13 protein-coding genes and 1 riboswitch are annotated in these 16,381 nt (G+C 40.0%); of the genes, 2 read left to right on the forward strand and 11 right to left on the reverse strand.

Features of this window, described 5'->3' with window-relative positions:
• Window positions 1-60: 60 nt before the first annotated feature.
• From metH to MKX73_RS05150, 6 genes are all read right to left on the reverse strand, one after another.
• Window positions 61-3,492: a methionine synthase gene (metH, locus tag MKX73_RS05125; RefSeq protein ID WP_340716575.1), complete on the reverse strand. Its 3,432-nt coding sequence runs from the start codon at window positions 3,490-3,492 to the stop codon at window positions 61-63.
• Complete coding sequence (locus MKX73_RS05130) at window positions 3,485-5,329, reverse strand: bifunctional homocysteine S-methyltransferase/methylenetetrahydrofolate reductase (RefSeq protein ID WP_340716576.1); 1,845 nt, start codon at window positions 5,327-5,329, stop codon at window positions 3,485-3,487. The genes metH and MKX73_RS05130 overlap by 8 nt, the downstream gene beginning before the upstream one ends.
• A gap of 102 nt (window positions 5,330-5,431) precedes the next feature.
• A riboswitch (SAM riboswitch) is annotated at window positions 5,432-5,529 on the reverse strand.
• A gap of 87 nt (window positions 5,530-5,616) precedes the next feature.
• Window positions 5,617-7,002: a protoporphyrinogen oxidase gene (gene hemG / locus MKX73_RS05135; protein ID WP_340716577.1), complete on the reverse strand. Its 1,386-nt coding sequence runs from the start codon at window positions 7,000-7,002 to the stop codon at window positions 5,617-5,619.
• Window positions 7,003-7,145: 143 nt separating this feature from the next.
• Window positions 7,146-7,640 (reverse strand): chemotaxis protein, encoded by a 495-nt coding sequence (locus MKX73_RS05140; RefSeq protein WP_340716578.1) that lies wholly within the window; start codon window positions 7,638-7,640, stop codon window positions 7,146-7,148.
• Window positions 7,641-7,783: 143 nt separating this feature from the next.
• The gene (locus tag MKX73_RS05145) at window positions 7,784-8,626 is read right to left on the reverse strand and encodes a tetratricopeptide repeat protein (RefSeq protein ID WP_340716579.1); all 843 of its coding nucleotides are present in this window, start codon (window positions 8,624-8,626) and stop codon (window positions 7,784-7,786) included.
• A gap of 5 nt (window positions 8,627-8,631) precedes the next feature.
• On the reverse strand, window positions 8,632-9,519 hold the full coding sequence (locus MKX73_RS05150) for a LysR family transcriptional regulator (protein WP_340716580.1): 888 nt from the start codon (window positions 9,517-9,519) through the stop codon (window positions 8,632-8,634).
• Between the two features lie 187 nt (window positions 9,520-9,706).
• On the opposite strand from MKX73_RS05150, the gene MKX73_RS05155 reads away from it, so the two are divergent.
• Window positions 9,707-10,453, forward strand: coding sequence for an alpha/beta hydrolase (locus MKX73_RS05155; RefSeq protein WP_340716581.1), 747 nt, complete (start codon window positions 9,707-9,709; stop codon window positions 10,451-10,453).
• 147 nt (window positions 10,454-10,600) lie between these two features.
• Here MKX73_RS05155 and MKX73_RS05160 read toward each other — a convergent pair whose 3' ends face one another.
• The 3 genes from MKX73_RS05160 to groES form a co-directional block, all read right to left on the reverse strand.
• The gene (locus MKX73_RS05160) at window positions 10,601-11,968 is read right to left on the reverse strand and encodes an S-layer homology domain-containing protein (protein WP_340716582.1); all 1,368 of its coding nucleotides are present in this window, start codon (window positions 11,966-11,968) and stop codon (window positions 10,601-10,603) included.
• 149 nt (window positions 11,969-12,117) lie between these two features.
• Window positions 12,118-13,749 carry a chaperonin GroEL gene (groL, locus tag MKX73_RS05165; protein WP_340716583.1) on the reverse strand — a complete coding sequence of 544 codons (1,632 nt, stop codon included), beginning with the start codon at window positions 13,747-13,749 and terminating at the stop codon, window positions 12,118-12,120.
• 115 nt (window positions 13,750-13,864) lie between these two features.
• Window positions 13,865-14,149 carry a co-chaperone GroES gene (gene groES, locus MKX73_RS05170; RefSeq protein ID WP_008408486.1) on the reverse strand — a complete coding sequence of 95 codons (285 nt, stop codon included), beginning with the start codon at window positions 14,147-14,149 and terminating at the stop codon, window positions 13,865-13,867.
• 495 nt (window positions 14,150-14,644) lie between these two features.
• Between groES and MKX73_RS05175 the strand changes: the two genes are divergently transcribed.
• Complete coding sequence (locus tag MKX73_RS05175; protein WP_340716584.1) at window positions 14,645-15,157, forward strand: CPBP family intramembrane glutamic endopeptidase; 513 nt, start codon at window positions 14,645-14,647, stop codon at window positions 15,155-15,157.
• Between the two features lie 78 nt (window positions 15,158-15,235).
• Here MKX73_RS05175 and tatC read toward each other — a convergent pair whose 3' ends face one another.
• Both tatC and tatA read right to left on the reverse strand, forming a co-directional pair.
• A complete protein-coding gene (gene tatC, locus MKX73_RS05180) occupies window positions 15,236-16,060 on the reverse strand; it encodes a twin-arginine translocase subunit TatC (RefSeq protein ID WP_340716585.1) in 825 nt (274 codons plus the stop codon).
• Between the two features lie 17 nt (window positions 16,061-16,077).
• Window positions 16,078-16,305: a twin-arginine translocase TatA/TatE family subunit gene (gene tatA, locus MKX73_RS05185; protein WP_008408483.1), complete on the reverse strand. Its 228-nt coding sequence runs from the start codon at window positions 16,303-16,305 to the stop codon at window positions 16,078-16,080.
• Window positions 16,306-16,381: the final 76 nt, after the last annotated feature.

Raw genomic sequence — 16,381 nt, forward strand, 5'->3', positions numbered from 1 at the left:
CTCCTAAAGGTCGCAAAACCGCCTTACCTCAAAAAAGGTAAAGCGGTATTTTTTAATCAATTATACATTAAAATAACGTGCATCCGGGTGAGCAAACACAATTGCCGACACACTTGCTTCCGGCTCCATCATAAAACCTTCCGTTAAGTGTACGCCAATTTTTTCCGGTTTCAATAGAGAGAACAGTTTCTCCTGGTCTTCCAGATTTGGACATGCCGGATAGCCGAAGCTGAATCGTTGTCCTTGATATTTCGCTGCAAATCGGTCACGCATCGTAAAGTCCGTTGCATCCGGGAAGCCCCATTGGTCACGGATTTCCTGGTGGATACGCTCAGCAAAGCCTTCCGCAAGTTCAAGTGCAGTCGCTTGTAATGCATGGCTCTCCAAGAACTTGCCTGCTTGTTTTAGTTCTTTTGCTTTTTCGCTTACCCCTTTACCTGCCGTTACGACCATTAATGCAATATAGTCCATTTCACCACTGTCAACCGGCTTTAAATAATCCGATAAACATAAATACGGTGCTGTTTGCTGGCGCGGGAATGTAAAGCGTTTAATCTCCGTTTTTGCATCTTCCGGACTGTACACGACAACATCATCACCATCTGATTGTGCCGGGAAGAATTGATACATTCCTGAAGCACTCAACCCGCCGCTTGTTAAATAACCATTCACTAAATCGTTCAGTAAAACAGCGCGGTCATCCTGATCGGCCAGCATTTGCTCCAAGTTCCCTTTAAGTCCCAAATGATGACCGATCAATGTACGCATATTCACATACGGATGTAAATGAGCTACCGAATAATCCGGTTTAATGTGCGGTACTAAATCTTTTGGTTTCCAAACAGCGGCATCTCCCACTGTTCGAACCGGCTTTTCGAGAACTGCCACTGCCGGACGTTCTGCACGCTTCGCATCCGATTCCAGACGTTTTTCTCTTGCATCACGCAGTTCTCCTATTAATACTTCACGCTCGTTTGAATTCATCAATCGGTTCGCCTGTTCCAAACCTTGCATCGCATCTTTTGAATAGATTACCGGTCCATCATACTGATCTGCAATTTTCGTTTCAGTAAAGCGACGTGACAATGCCGCGCCCCCTACTAATATCGGAATATCGATACCGGCTTCTTTAAAGTCCTGTGCAGTAATGACCATTTGCTGAGCCGATTTTACAAGTAAACCTGACAAGCCGATAAAGTCGGGTTTTTCTCTTCGAATTGTTTCAATCAGCTGTGCAGGTGTTACTTTAATTCCTAAATCTACTACACGATAGCCGTTATTGCTTAGAATAATGTCAACAAGGTTTTTCCCGATATCATGAACATCGCCTTTTACTGTCGCCAATACCATCGTCCCTTTATTGGCACTCGTATCGCCTTTTTCCATGAACTGCTCCAAATGAGCAACCGCTGCTTTCATGACACCGGCACTTTGAAGCACTTCTGCTACAATCAGCTGGTTTTCGTTAAACAGCTTGCCGACTTCCGCCATCCCTGCCATTAATGGTCCATTAATAATATCAAGCGGTGTATCGAACTTTTCAAGGGCTGCATTTAAATCTTCAATTAACCCTTCCTTCGTACCTTCCAATATGTAATACGCAAGGCGTTCTTCCACTGTCGCCGGTAATTCTTTCACGACGGCATCTTTCTTTTTATCACGGTAAAAGTCAGTAAATACAGCGAGCGTTTCATCGTTTGTATTGAAGATCAGGTCGTTCGCCAGCTTGATTTCCTCTTCAGGAATCGATGCATAGCGCTCCAGTTTTTCAGTATTTACAATCGCATAGTCCAGGCCAGCTTGTGTACAGTGATATAAGTACACCGCATTCAATACTTCACGTCCAACCGGCGGTAAACCGAACGAAACATTACTTACACCAAGCACTGTTAAGCAGCCTGGTAAATGTTCCTTAATCATGCGAATTCCTTCGATTGTTTCCTCAGCAGCACCGATATATTGCTCATCACCTGTACCTACCGGGAACATTAGCGGGTCAAAGATAATATCTTCTGCTGACATGCCCCATTTTTCTGTTAAGAGTTTATAAGAACGCTTCGCCACTTCAAGCTTCTGTTCACGTGTAATAGCCATTCCAGTTTCATCAATCGTACCGACAACAAGCGATGCCCCATATTTTTTCACAAGTGGCATCACAGCATCGAAACGCTCTTCGCCATCTTCCAGGTTAATGGAGTTAATAATAGCCTTACCTTGCGAAAACTTCAGTGCGACTTCCATTACTTTTTCATCTGTCGAGTCAATTACAAGCGGTACTTTAACTTTTTTCACAACTTCCTGCATAAAGTTTTTCATATCTTCCACTTCATCACGGTCAGGGTTTGCTAAACAAATATCGATGACATGTGCTCCGTTTTTCACCTGTGCACGTGCAATTTCCGCTGCTTCTTCAAATTTGCCGTCAACGATCAGGTTTTTGAATTTACGAGAGCCGATAACATTCGTACGCTCCCCGATAAATAACGGGCGCATTGATTCATCGTATTGCAATGGCTCGATACCTGATACGACATGTCCATGTGTTACATCTTTCGGCTCACGCGGTTTATAGCCATCTACCGCTTCACGGATCGCCGCAATATGTGCCGGCGTTGTACCACAGCAGCCGCCGACGATATTCAGCCAGCCTTTTTCTGCGAAGCCTTGCAGTTTTTTTGATAATGAATCCGGTGTTTCATGGTAGCAGCCTTCCTCGTCCGGTAAGCCGGCATTCGGATAACAGCTAATGTAGCCATTCGACAACTCTGCCAATGAACGGATATGATCGGTCATAAATTCCGGACCTGTCGCACAGTTCAGTCCGACAGACAATGGTTTAATATGTTCGATCGAAATATAAAATGCTTCGATTGATTGCCCGGCAAGCGTTGTTCCCATTGGCTCAATTGTCCCTGAAATCATGACAGGCAACTCTTTGCCAAGTTCCTCAAATGCACGGTGAATTGCAATCGTTCCTGCTTTAACATTCAGCATGTCCTGGGAAGTTTCCATTAAGATTAGATCCGCCCCAGCTTCGATTAGCGCTTTAGCCTGTATATAAAAGTTTTCTTCCAACTCTTCAAATGTAATACCGCCTGTTACCGACAATGTTTTTGTCGTAGGCCCGATTGCACCTGCAACAAAGCGCGGCCATTCTGGTGTCGAAAACTCTTTCGCTGCCTCCAGTGCAATTTCGACCGCCTGCTTATTAATGTCAACCGCCTTGTCGCCTAAGTCATATTCATCTAGAACAAGAGGTGTTCCGCCAAACGTATTTGTACAAATAATATCTGCGCCGGCAGCTAAATATTCACGGTGAATTTTGCCCAAAACATCAGGTCTCGTCAGTACCAGGTTTTCATTACAACCGTCCAAGTCCTCTCCGCCAAAATCTTCATATGTTAGGTTTTCTGCCTGAAGCATCGTCCCCATGGCACCATCGATGATAAGTATTCTTTTTTGTAATTGCTCATGAATCGGGTGATTATACATTCGACTGAACTCCTTTACTTTCCACATCATATTGTTTTACATAGTCCATTAATTCCAGCGTCATATCATAGCGTAAAAACGGTGTAATTAAGTAAATACCGTTAAAGTATTTGCATGCAGTATCGAGCAGCTCTTTCGCAATCGCGATTCCTTCTGCTGTCGATGCTTCCTTGTCATCCCCGCAGGCAGCCATACGCGCAAGTACTTCATCGGACAATTTAATGCCCGGTACTTCATGATGTAAAAATTCCGCGCTGCGTGAAGAAGTAAGCGGCATAATCCCGATATAGATCGGTGTTTCCAAATGCTTTGTCGCTTCATAGATTTCGATAATTTTTTCTTTCGTATAAACCGGCTGTGAAATAAAGTAATCTGCACCATGCTCGATTTTCTTCTCTAAACGGGCAACTGCACGGTCCAGCACGCGGACATTCGGATTAAAGGCAGCGGCTACCGAGAAATTCGCCTGTTTGCGCAGCGATTTCCCTGTAAAAGAACCGCCTTTATTTAGCTGTTTAATAAGAGAAATAAGCTCCATTGACGAAACATCATACACACTCGTCGCTCCCGGGAAATCCCCCACTTTTGTCGGGTCCCCTGTGATGACAAGAATATCATGGAGTTCCAGCGCATCAAGTCCCATTAAATGTGACTGAAGCCCGATTAAATTGCGGTCACGGCAAGTTAAATGCGGCAATGAACGAATTCCATGCTCTTTTAAAATAGCAGCCATCGCGATATTACTGATTCGCGGCGAAGCAAGTGAGTTATCAGCCATCATAATGACATCGGCGCCCGCTTTTGCCAGTTGTTTAGCCCCTTCGACAAATCCGTCAATTTCCAGATGACGCGGTGTATCAAGTTCCACAATAACAGAACGTTCACGTTTAGCCTTTTCATGGAGCGGCTCTTGTTTACGAGGCTCCGGAATACGGACAAATTGTGTTTGCCCATGTTTCGCTTCTTTCGTTTCGATCGGCTGCATATTCGCCAAACGTTTTTTTACAGCCGCAATATGCTTCGGGGTCGTTCCGCAGCAACCGCCAATTAAACGGACTCCCTGGTTTACAAGTTCAACGGCTGCTCGTGCGAAATAGTCGGTTTCCGATTCATAGACAACACGGCCATCTTCAATATCCAATAATGACGCATTCGGGTAAGCCGATAAAAAAGCCTTATCCGGTAAATTGACTCCTTCAAATGCCTGAATCGTATGGAAAGGACCTAAGCGACAGTTGCTCCCCACAATGTCCGCACCTAATCTTTCCAAATCCTGAAGTGCTTCGTTCAGAGACATTAAATTTTGAAGGACGCCCGGTTCCTGCATCGTCACCTGGGCAATGATCGGTAAATCAGTCATTGAACGTAGTAGATGGACACAGTGCGATAATTCTTCAAAATCGTAATACGTTTCCAGTAAAAATCCATCCGGGTTACCAGCTAGTAATACTTCGGCCTGCTCTTGGAATGCAGTTAAAATTTCGTCTAATGTCGCATCACTTTTTCGGATTCCGCGAATACCACCGATCGTCGCCAGAACATATTGCCCATCCAGGGAAGCAGCACGCTTTGCAATTTTTAAAGCAGCTTCGTTAAATTCCTTCACACGATTTTCATAGCCATAACGCGCAAGCTTAATCCGGTTTGCTCCATATGTATTTGTCTGAATAATATCTGCACCTGCCGCAATATATTCACCATGAATTTTCTCTATAATATCAGGACGTGCAATATTCATCTCTTCATGACAATAATCCAATCCATATGAATAAAGAAGTGTTCCGATTGCCCCGTCTGCTGTTAAAACCCGTGTTTGTAATTCTTCAAGTAAACCCATTGCCCTCACTCCATCATTTACAGTATTTTCAGTATATTAACGATATAAAAAAGCCTTCTTTCATTAAATAAAAGAAGGCATAATAGTTATCAACTTAATCCCTTCTCATCTTCTGGCATCCGCCACTGGATTTAGCACCTGACTTAACGTTGGTTGCTGAAGTTTCATCGGGCCAGTCCCTCGACTTCTCTTGATAAGAAAATAATATGAATTTTTAAAATAATTAAATGAATCATAACGTTATCTAATAGTTCCGTCAATACCCTTTAGCTGAATGAAGTATTTCTTTACATAATTCGACTAATAATCTGTTCAGCCGTTTTTTTGCCGTTTGAAATACAGGCACCGATTCCTACACCGAAATAGGCACATCCTGCCAAAAGAACATTCGGGTAATCTGTTCCCAGTTGCTGTATAACTTCCGATAATGCTTCATTATGCGCCAAATCATAACGGGGCATTTGGTCAATCCACTTTGTTACATTGACGACTGTCGGTTCCGCTTCAATACCCAGGCTGAGACGGATATCTTCCAATGCGACTTTCGTCAATTCTTCATCAGACATGGCTGCCAACTCTTCATAATGCGGATTAATATTTTTATAAAACAGGCGAACGAGTAAATTGCCTTCTGCAGACGTATGTTTCCATTTACGGCTCGTCCATGTAGACGCATTGCAAACTAAATCACTATTATGCGAAACGATAAATCCTGTCCCATCTGCCGGTAAAATATTGTCCGGTACATCAAAGCCCACATACATCGTTAAAGCGGATGCCGTTGTAAACTTTTTCAGCTGGTCTTCCAGCGCTTCATTCTGTATGACTTGGCGTACCGTTTCATTCGGGACCGCCAGTACAACAACATCCGCTAAAATTGTTTCATCTTCCAGCACGACTTCATATTGCTCGCCTAATTTATTGATTTGCTTTGTCACTGTCTTTTTCATGAATTCAACTTCCGGCAGCTGTTCTTCTAAACGATCGATCAGTGCCGATAACCCCGAACGGAAAGAAATAAATTTCTTGTTCGCAGCTTTTTCGAATTGCTCACGATGTGCCTCGAACCCTTTAATAATCGATCCGTAGTCGTTCTTATAGTCCACTAAATAAGGCAAAGTGGATGCCAGACTTAATTGATATAAATCGCCTGAATAAACACCAGCCAATACAGGGGCAATTTGCTTGCGGACAATTTCTTCTCCTAAAAAGTATTCCAAAAACGTACCGATCGAGCTTTCTTTTGTAAATCTAGTATTCGGGATTTCTAAATCTTGAAGTGCTCTCTTCTTTCCTTCTTCAGAAATTAATGTACTCGACATGAGCGATTCCACACTCATCGGAATACCGAATGTCGATCCTGCCGGGATTGCATGCAGCTCATTATTCGTATGAATGTAAGAAATGCCTGTTTCGTTATAGACAAGCTCTGATTCAAAATCAAGTTCTTTTACGAGCTTCAATACCTCCGGATGGCGAGCTACAATTGAGTCAGCCCCCGTTTCCATAATAAAGCCTTTATCCTTTTCGGAATGAATTTTCCCGCCTAAATATTCGTTCTTTTCAATCAGTATTAACCGCGCTTCCACGTTTTGCTCATGCATTTTATTTTTTAAATAATGCATCGTACATAGCCCGGTAATCCCGCCACCTACAACTACTACTGTTTTCATATCCATTCTCTCCTATTTCGATCACTTCTCTTTTATAAGTATAAACTTTTTTATACAAAATATGGTCTGTAGGGTATTACAATTTTCACAAACACATAAGAAAAGCCATCCTACCTGAAATTATGGTAGGACGGCTTCTTATACTATTTATAAGATAGTTGCTTTGTTAGGGAAATAATTTCTGCTTCCAAAGACATAGAGCGTTTATCAAAATAACGGATGCGTTCACTGCTGCGATTTTCCAAGTGTTTGTTAAGATCTAACATATTCACCGCATCGCTCGCAAATAGTTTTAAAGTACGAACACCAGATTCAATTTTCCGGACTTCTTTCCCGTATATAAGTGCGGTATTATCTGCTGTTTTACCCTTCTTCAATTCCAAAATATTAGTATTGATAAGCTCATCAATCTGATTGTAGCGTTTTTCTTGTTTATCCGTCATCATTTGGATTTTTTGCTTGTATTTAACAACATCTTTATGATCTAATCCTGTTTGGATATAACTTTTTAAATATTCTACGATTGTACATAGCGTCGTCAAATTCTCTCGCTGTTCTAATAGCATTTGCTGTAGTTTTTGAATACTACTATCCTCATTATGTTCAGAAGAGAATTGGTGGACTGCAAACATAAACATGAAAATTCCCCCTTCTTAATACTTTCCCCTTATAATATATTTCCTATTTTTCACTAAAATTAAACCTATTTTTCAAGATAAAATGGGTCTAAATTATGACAGGATGATAGAAAATGGAAACTTTTATTGTCTCTATCTCATTATTATTCATTTATATCGTTATTTAGAACTATTAGCTTTTCCCGCCACTTGGTTACTTCAGCTGGGTCCGTCAACTCATAGTAGTTTACAATTTTTTTTGTTGCTTCCATATCTCCAAGTAGACTTGCCTTTTTATAGTAATGGATTGCTTTATCGTTATTTCGGGTGACACCACAACCATGTTCATAGCAGTAGCCGATATTAAATGTTGCATCGACATGGAACTGTTCACTCGCTTTTAAAAACCATTCCACCGCTTTTTCCTGATCTTGCTGTTGCCCCAGTTCTCCTGAAAAACAAATCATACCAATGCGATACATTGCCTCGACATCCTGCAGTTCTGCGCTGCAAGAATAATAAGCAAAGGCCTGGGATTCATCGCATTCCGTTCCCAATCCTTGTTCATACATCATTCCTAGGGTAAACATTGCTTCGGCGACTCCTAATTGCGCTGCCTTCTTGAACCAGCTGAGCGCCCGTTGTTCATCAACTGCTGTTCCTTCACCGTTCAAATACATATCTGCTAAATTATTCATTGCATCCGGGTGACCCAATTGTGCAGCACTTTGATAGAGTAAAAATGCTTGGTGCTCGCTCCCTTTTTCGCCAAGCTGTTCAAAATAACAGTTTCCCAGTTCATACATAGCTTCTCTGTTTTGCTGCTCAACCGCCTTATTCAGCAAGTCGTACATTTCGTCATATTGTCCATGAACTTTGTATAACAGGGCGATATTTACGATTGCCTGCCCGTCCTCTTTACATGCTGAGTCAAATTGCTCCAGCCACTTTTCCTCATGCTCGATTCCTTGCAGTTTAAGCCAGGCTCTAAATTGGTTGTGCTCCATATCATTCACTCCTCCTTTTGCTTAAAATAATCCAGTAAATACTGTTTGAACTCGGATACAGCTGGAGGCAAATAACGATTTTTTGCCCATGAAACACAGACGGAACGGAAACATGGCGGATCAAGCTTTAAACGTTTTACTTTATAATGATCAAGCCCTTTAATATTCGGTATTACGGATATCCCCATGCCCGCACCGACAAATCCTGCTACTGTGTGCATTTCTTCGGCAGCGAATGTTGTGTTTAACGCAATTCCCCGCTCTAAAAAAAGCTCATCCACCAGTTGTCGGAGCGAATTCCCCTTTTTAATCGCAATAAATGGTTCATTCTTTACATCCTCAAATTTAACAGCATCTTGCTGTGCTAATGGATGTGTTGTCGGGACAATGACAAACAGCTCCTCCACAAATAATTCTTCGGTCTCTATTTCAATTACTCTGGATTCTATTTTTTGCGATAGGCACAAATCGATGGCCCCTTCTTCAAGCCGCTTTAACAGGTTTAACGAAGTCGCCTGTGTCAGAGAAAACTGCATGTTCGGAAATGCCTCACTTGTTGACGCAATCAGTTCCGGCACAATTTCCATCCCGAGTGTATGGATAAAGCCAAATGACACTTCTCCAGAACCCGGTTTAATAATATCTTCAAATTCTTCTTTAATACGATCGTATTCATCCAAAATGATATTGACACTTTGCAGGAAAAGCTCACCAAAACGGTTCAAATAGATTGATCTTCCTTCACGGTTAAAAAGCGGTACTCCTAAATGCTGTTCAATGTTCGCAATCGACTTACTTAACGCCGGTTGGGAAATCGCCAAAACTTCTGCCGCACGTGTCATATGTTGCATTGTAGCAACGGTTTTGAAATATTGAAGCTGTTCAATCTCCATTTTACATACCTCACATCATTCATAACTTTTTTGCATCAATATAATAAAAATAATAAATTGTACTTATATATTTATACCTTTATAATAATCGATAACAACAGCTTTTCATAACAAAATTATTTTAAGATTTCAAGCATTTTTTTGAAGTTTTATAAAATTGACATAAAAAAAAGGGGTCTAATTGACAATGAAACTCATCGCGCCGAAACCTTTTACAATTGAATCCGGAAAACGTGCTGTTTTATTACTGCATGGCTTTACCGGAAATACAAATGATGTAAAACGTTTAGGAAAGTATTTAGCGGATCGTAACTATACAGTACATGCACCATTATATAAAGGCCATGGTGGTGGCCCTGACTTATTAATTCAATCACAACCCGCAGAATGGTGGGACAGTGTTATAGAAGGCTATGATGAATTGCGTAATCGTGGCTATGATGAAATTGCAGTAGCAGGTGTTTCTCTTGGCGGTATCTTCTCTTTGAAGCTTGGTGAAGAACGTCCGACAAAAGCGATTGTTACTATGTCTGCTCCAGCAACAGCAAAATCAACAGACAGTTTACAAAATCGAATTATTGATTATGCTATTAACTATAAAAAGTTATCAGGCACTTATGACGAATCAGTTGATAGCCGAAATAAAATTGCTGAGCTTGTAAAAATGCCTTCATTAAACTATTTACAAAATATGATTAATGAAACAAGTGAAAAATTAAATGTTATCAAGACTCCAGTCCACATTTTACGTGGTTTGGAAGATGATGAATATTATTGTGAAAGCGCCGACCTTATTTATAGTTCAGTAAATTCACGAATTAAATCAGTTAAAACTTTCATTAATTCCGGACATATATTAACATTAGGTAAAGAACGTGAATTAGTGTTTGAAGAAATTTATCGTTTCTTTGAAGGGTTAAAGTGGAAAGAATAATTTCCGCACCCGCTACAGTTTATAATTAACATTGTGTCCCCTTGCAAAAATCCCCGTTTTTGCAATGATATAGACGAGTTTGCTTTTGTTTACTCGTCAGCAAAAAACGAGCGTTAAATGGATCCCCGTCCATTTAACGCTTGTTTTTTATTTTTCATTTACTGCAAGTACTAAAATTTTCGCCACTTGAGCACGTGTAACATTGCCTTTAGGTGAAAATGTAGTGGCACTTGTTCCCTGCACTACGCCCGCATCATATAAAAAGGTAATTGCTAACTGCGCTTCACGGTCATAATTTGCAATATCATGGAAAGGTGCCTGTTTTGCAGGTACATACTGCTGACCAGCCTGAATGTTTGAAAGGCGCATTAAAATCAATGCTAACTGTGAACGTGTAATTTTACCTTGAGGATTAAAATACCCGTTATTTTCTTTAATTAAGCCCGCTTCATATGCAGCAGCTATTGCATCTTGAGTTTGCTGTGCATAATGACTGATATCTTTAAAAGGAGCTTCGTTTGTTCCAGTTAATCCAAAAGCCTTTGAAATGACAGATATCACTTGAGCACGTGTCATATTGGCATTCGGCTGGAATGTACCATCTTCATATCCATTCATAATACCTTTTGCATAGGCAGCATCAATATAATCTTTGCCCCAATGGTTTTGAATATCAGTAAATGGCGCTTTGACGATCTCGCCTTCCGAATTATCTTCCTCTCTGATCAATGCATCCAAATAATTCTTCAACATCGCATCCGCTACGACTTGATAACCCGCTTCACTTAAATGGATATTTTGAGGGTTCGGTAAATACGTTTTCGCATCCGCAGCGATTTGTGCAGCCACTTCAGTAAATATGCCGCCATTATTTTCTACAATACTCTTCATTGAATTATTCAGAGTCGTCACGAGTAAGCTTAGCTGCTTTTGAATTGCAGGATCTTCAATATAAGGAAACGGATTGTAAAGACCCATGACAATCATCTTAACTTCAGGATTAATTTTATAAATGCTTTCGAAAATCTTTTTATAGTTCACCGATACATCCTGAATGCTTTTAAGAACACCTGATGTATCAAAGCTGAATTCACCGGATTCAGAGCGATTTACATTTTTTAAAATATCATTTGCTCCAACACTCAGTGTAATTATGTCTGCCTGCTGTATAGCTTCCTTGATTGCTACATTATTTTGCGAGACACCATTTAAATCATAAATAGGTTTCGTGACGTTTTCTTCAATACCTTTTAACACATCGACTGTTGTAAACCCAGGATAAGAAAATCCTTTATTGAATATAACTTCACTTTTCTGTTCCTGGTAATTTTTAGCGAGTAAGTCTGCATAGCCAAAACCAATTTCGCCGTTTTCATTCATTCCCGCAGCGAGCGAGTCACCAAGCGCTAAATAGTAAAGCGACTTACTTTCATCTTCTGCCTGCACTATATTTGCCAATGGTAAAACGAGTTGTAAAAACAATACAAGTGTCAGTAAAACCGAAAACTTCCTCATCCAATTCCCCCTTTTTTTGGAACCTTTACATATTATAATTTATCGATTATTAAAATACAAAATAATGTATAAAAAAAAATCGGCTGTTTTGCTAATAAACAAAACAACCGATTTGTATTATGAAAAACGTTCAATGTTATTTAATGGAATTACATCATTCCTGGCATACCCATGCCGCCCATGTCCGGCATACCGCTGCCTGCTGGTTCTGGAATATCTGCAACTACTGCTTCTGTTGTTAAGAACAGTGAAGCTACTGACGCTGCATTTTGTAATGCTGAACGCGTAACTTTTGCCGGGTCAACTACGCCTGCATCAACCATGTTTACCCACTCGCCTGTTGCCGCGTTGAAGCCAATACCTACTTCTTCACGTTTTAAACGGTCAACGATAATTGAACCTTCTAATCCAGCGTTTTCAGCAATTTGACGAACTGGCTCTTCTAATGCACGTAAAATAATGCGTACACCAGTTGCTACATCGCCTTCCACTTGATCCAATACTTTTTCAACTGCCGCGTATACATTTAGAAGTGCTGTACCACCACCTGATACGATACCTTCTTCTACCGCTGCACGAGTTGAGTTCAATGCGTCTTCAATACGTAATTTGCGCTCTTTTAATTCTGTTTCTGTTGCAGCACCAACTTTAATAACTGCAACACCACCAGCTAATTTAGCTAAGCGCTCTTGTAATTTTTCTTTGTCGAATTCTGATGCTGTTTCAGCAAGTTGTGCACGGATTTGGTTTACACGACCCGCTACTGCGTCTGTGTTACCAGCACCTTCAACGATTGTAGTGTTATCTTTTGATACGATAACTTTCGCAGCACGACCTAAAGATGATAAATCAGCTGATTTTAAGTCTAAACCAAGATCTTGTGTAATTACTTGACCACCAGTTAATACGGCAATATCTTCCAACATTGCTTTACGACGGTCACCGAAACCTGGAGCTTTTACTGCTACTGCGTTGAAAGTACCACGTAATTTATTTACTACTAATGTCGCAAGAGCTTCCCCTTCAACATCTTCAGCAATAATTAAAATCGGACGACCTTGTTGAACCACTTGTTCCAATACCGGTAAAATCTCCTGAATGTTAGAGATTTTTTTGTCAGTAATTAAAATGAATGGGTTATCAAGTACCGCTTCCATTTTATCTGTATCAGTTACCATGTAGTGTGATGCATAACCACGGTCAAATTGCATACCTTCTACTACATCTAGTTCTGTTGTAAAACCTTTTGATTCTTCAATTGTAATAACGCCATCGTTGCCTACGCGCTCCATCGCATCAGCAATGTATTGACCGATTTCATCATCTGCTGATGAGATTGCCGCTACTTGTGCGATCGATTCTTTATTTTCTACCGGACGTGAAATAGCCTGAAGCTCTGTTAATGCAGCAGCAACCGCTTTGTCCATACCTTTACGGATACCTACTGGGTTAGCGCCAGCTGTTACGTTTTTAAGACCTTCACGAATCATCGCTTGTGCAAGTACTGTTGCTGTTGTAGTACCATCCCCTGCAATTTCGTTCGTTTTAGAAGCTACTTCAGCTACTAATTTAGCGCCCATATTTTCATAAGCATTTTCTAATTCAATTTCTTTTGCAATCGATACACCGTCATTTGTAATAAGTGGAGAACCGAATTTTTTCTCTAAAACTACGTTACGGCCTTTAGGACCTAAAGTTACTTTTACAGCGTTAGCTAATTTATCTACACCAGCCGCCATTAATGAACGTGCTTCTTCTGAAAACTTAATATCTTTTGCCATAATTCATTTTCCTCCTAATATTTACGATCTATTTTTTAATTTATTGTTTATGAAGATGTGCAGCTAGCAAAGATTAGTATGTATAACTAGCTGCATTTTTCTTTTGATTTTGTAATTATCCGACAATTGCAAGTACATCGCTCTCACGCAGGATTAAATATTCTACGCCGTCGTACTTAACTTCCGTACCAGAGAATTTAGAGAAGATAATTTCGTCGCCTTCTTTTACGTCAAGCTCAAGACGAGTGCCGTTGTCAAGAACACGACCTGTACCTACTGCCACTACTTTACCAGTTTGTGGTTTTTCTTTTGCTGAGTCGGGTAAAACAATACCAAATGCAGTTTTTTCCTCTACCTCAACAAGTTCGATAATGATGCGATCTCCTAATGGTCTTAACAATTGAAACAACCTCCTAAAAAATTTTCTATTTTTAGCACTCTCATTTGTCGAGTGCTAACACATTTATTAGTTTAAAGAATTCCATATTTTTTTGCAAGTATGTGCACTAAAAAATTTTGATTTATTGGCAAATTCCTCTACAATAATGTTAAATGTATAACAGTGGGGCATTCATAATAGTCCATAGTAAACTCTATAATAGAAGATACAGCATACCTCATGCATTTCGTGGGTGTGTAATTCTACTAGTCTGTAAGAGAGAAAGAAGGTTTTTCATTCGTGACTTCCCGTTCATCAGATAAGTTTAAAACACAGAAGACCGCATTTTATGTGTTAATAACTTATATCATCTGTCAGTTATCAGCCTTATTACTTATATTCATACCCGGCTTAAAAGATTCCCTTTTACAACTTTTTCCTGGTATGTCTGAGCAGGATAAACTTATAAAATTATCTGCTTGGTGGTCAACTATATCATTTGCGGTTGCTTTTATTGTGAGTTTTATATTAATCTCCCGCAATAAGCAATTTTGGGATGTATTTAAAGGAGAGAAGGCTTCTATTGGTGCTTCTATCGGTTGGGGGATTATCGGTTTCTTCCTGGTCTTTTTAGGCCAGACAATCGGTGCTTACATCGAGCTTGCTTTAGGAATTGACATGGGCTCTGAAAATACCGAAGCAATTATGAGTGTCACAAAGGTAGCTCCGATAATGATCATTGCGACTGTATTTTTAGGACCGGTCTTGGAAGAGCTTGTATTCCGCCGTGTCATTTTCGGTTCGATTATACAAAACTATAATTTCTGGATTGCCAGCATAATCAGTGCGATTGTATTCGCTGCGATCCATATGGATTTCACGCACATTTTATTGTATACAATTTGCGGTATGATTTTCGCATTTTTATATCATAAAACAAAGCGTCTTCTCACACCGATTATCGCGCACGTCCTCTTGAACGGTTTCGTCACATTTATCCAGATGAATGCCGATAAGTTTCAAATATAACTTCTGCCCGCTATGTAAAATAGCGGGTTTTTTTATACAGAAAACAAAAAAACGCTATCAAGTTCGATAGCGTTGTCATTAACTATTATTCATCTGTTCCATTTGCCTGCGCTGCATTTCAAGCAGTTCTTCTACTTGCAGCTCACGTTCACGTTCTTCTTCTGCCAATAAGCGTTCTTTTTCAGCCACTTCATATTTTCGGTAACCAATTCGCGCAATGACAATACTCAGTTCATATAAAACAAATAGTGGAATTGCAATAATAATGTTCGATACTAAATCAGGCGGTGCCAGCAATACCGAAATTACGATTAATACAAAATACGCATATTTCCGGAATTTCACCATAAGCTTCGGATTGATGATTCCGAGACGAGAAAGGAACAGTGTTACAACAGGTAATTGAAACAGCACCGCAAAGGGTACAATTAACTTAATTAGAAATGAGAAGAATTCATTAATACCGATTGTTTGCGTAATATTCAAATCATTGGATAAGTCCGTCATAAATCGCATTATAAATGGAAATAACACAAAATAGGCAAAGGCTATTCCCCCAATACACAGTACAAATGCATACGGAATATATTTCAATGTTGCCTTACGTTCAGCCTCATGCAAACCAGGTGTGATAAACGCCCATAGCTGGTAAAGCAATAATGGCGATACAATAACGGCAGCTACAATAAATGTAACTTGTAAATAAACGGTTAAAGGATCTGCCGGACTAAATGCGTTCATCGAAAAACTGGCAGCTAAATCACTGCGTTGAATGTATCGAATAAGTGGTTTCGCCGTATAGAAACCGATGAAAAGGGCCATCACGAAGAAAATCGCTACGAAAAACAGGCGTTTTCTAAGCTCTTCCATATGTTCAAGTACGGTTAATTCTCTTGAATTCATAGCAAGACATCCTTATTTTACTTTACTTCGTTTTTTTCGTTCTCTTTATGTTCAATCACTTTTTTCTTTGTATCGAAATCGTCGTCGTCATCCGTCAAGCCTTTCGTAGCACTACGGAATTCACGTAAAGTTGTCCCCATCGCACGACCTAATGATGGCAATTTTTTGGGTCCGAATATTAACAAAGCAATCAGTCCAATGATAATCAGGCTCACAGGTGTAATCGCATTTAGATGTACAATCACTATAGCCACCTCCTCTATTATTATGTATATTTTACATTAATTAACTAGAATTTGCTATTTATAGTATTGAACATTT

Origin of the sequence: Solibacillus sp. FSL W7-1436 (assembly GCF_038007305.1) — a bacterium.
Taxonomy (GTDB): Bacteria; Bacillota; Bacilli; order Bacillales_A; family Planococcaceae; genus Solibacillus.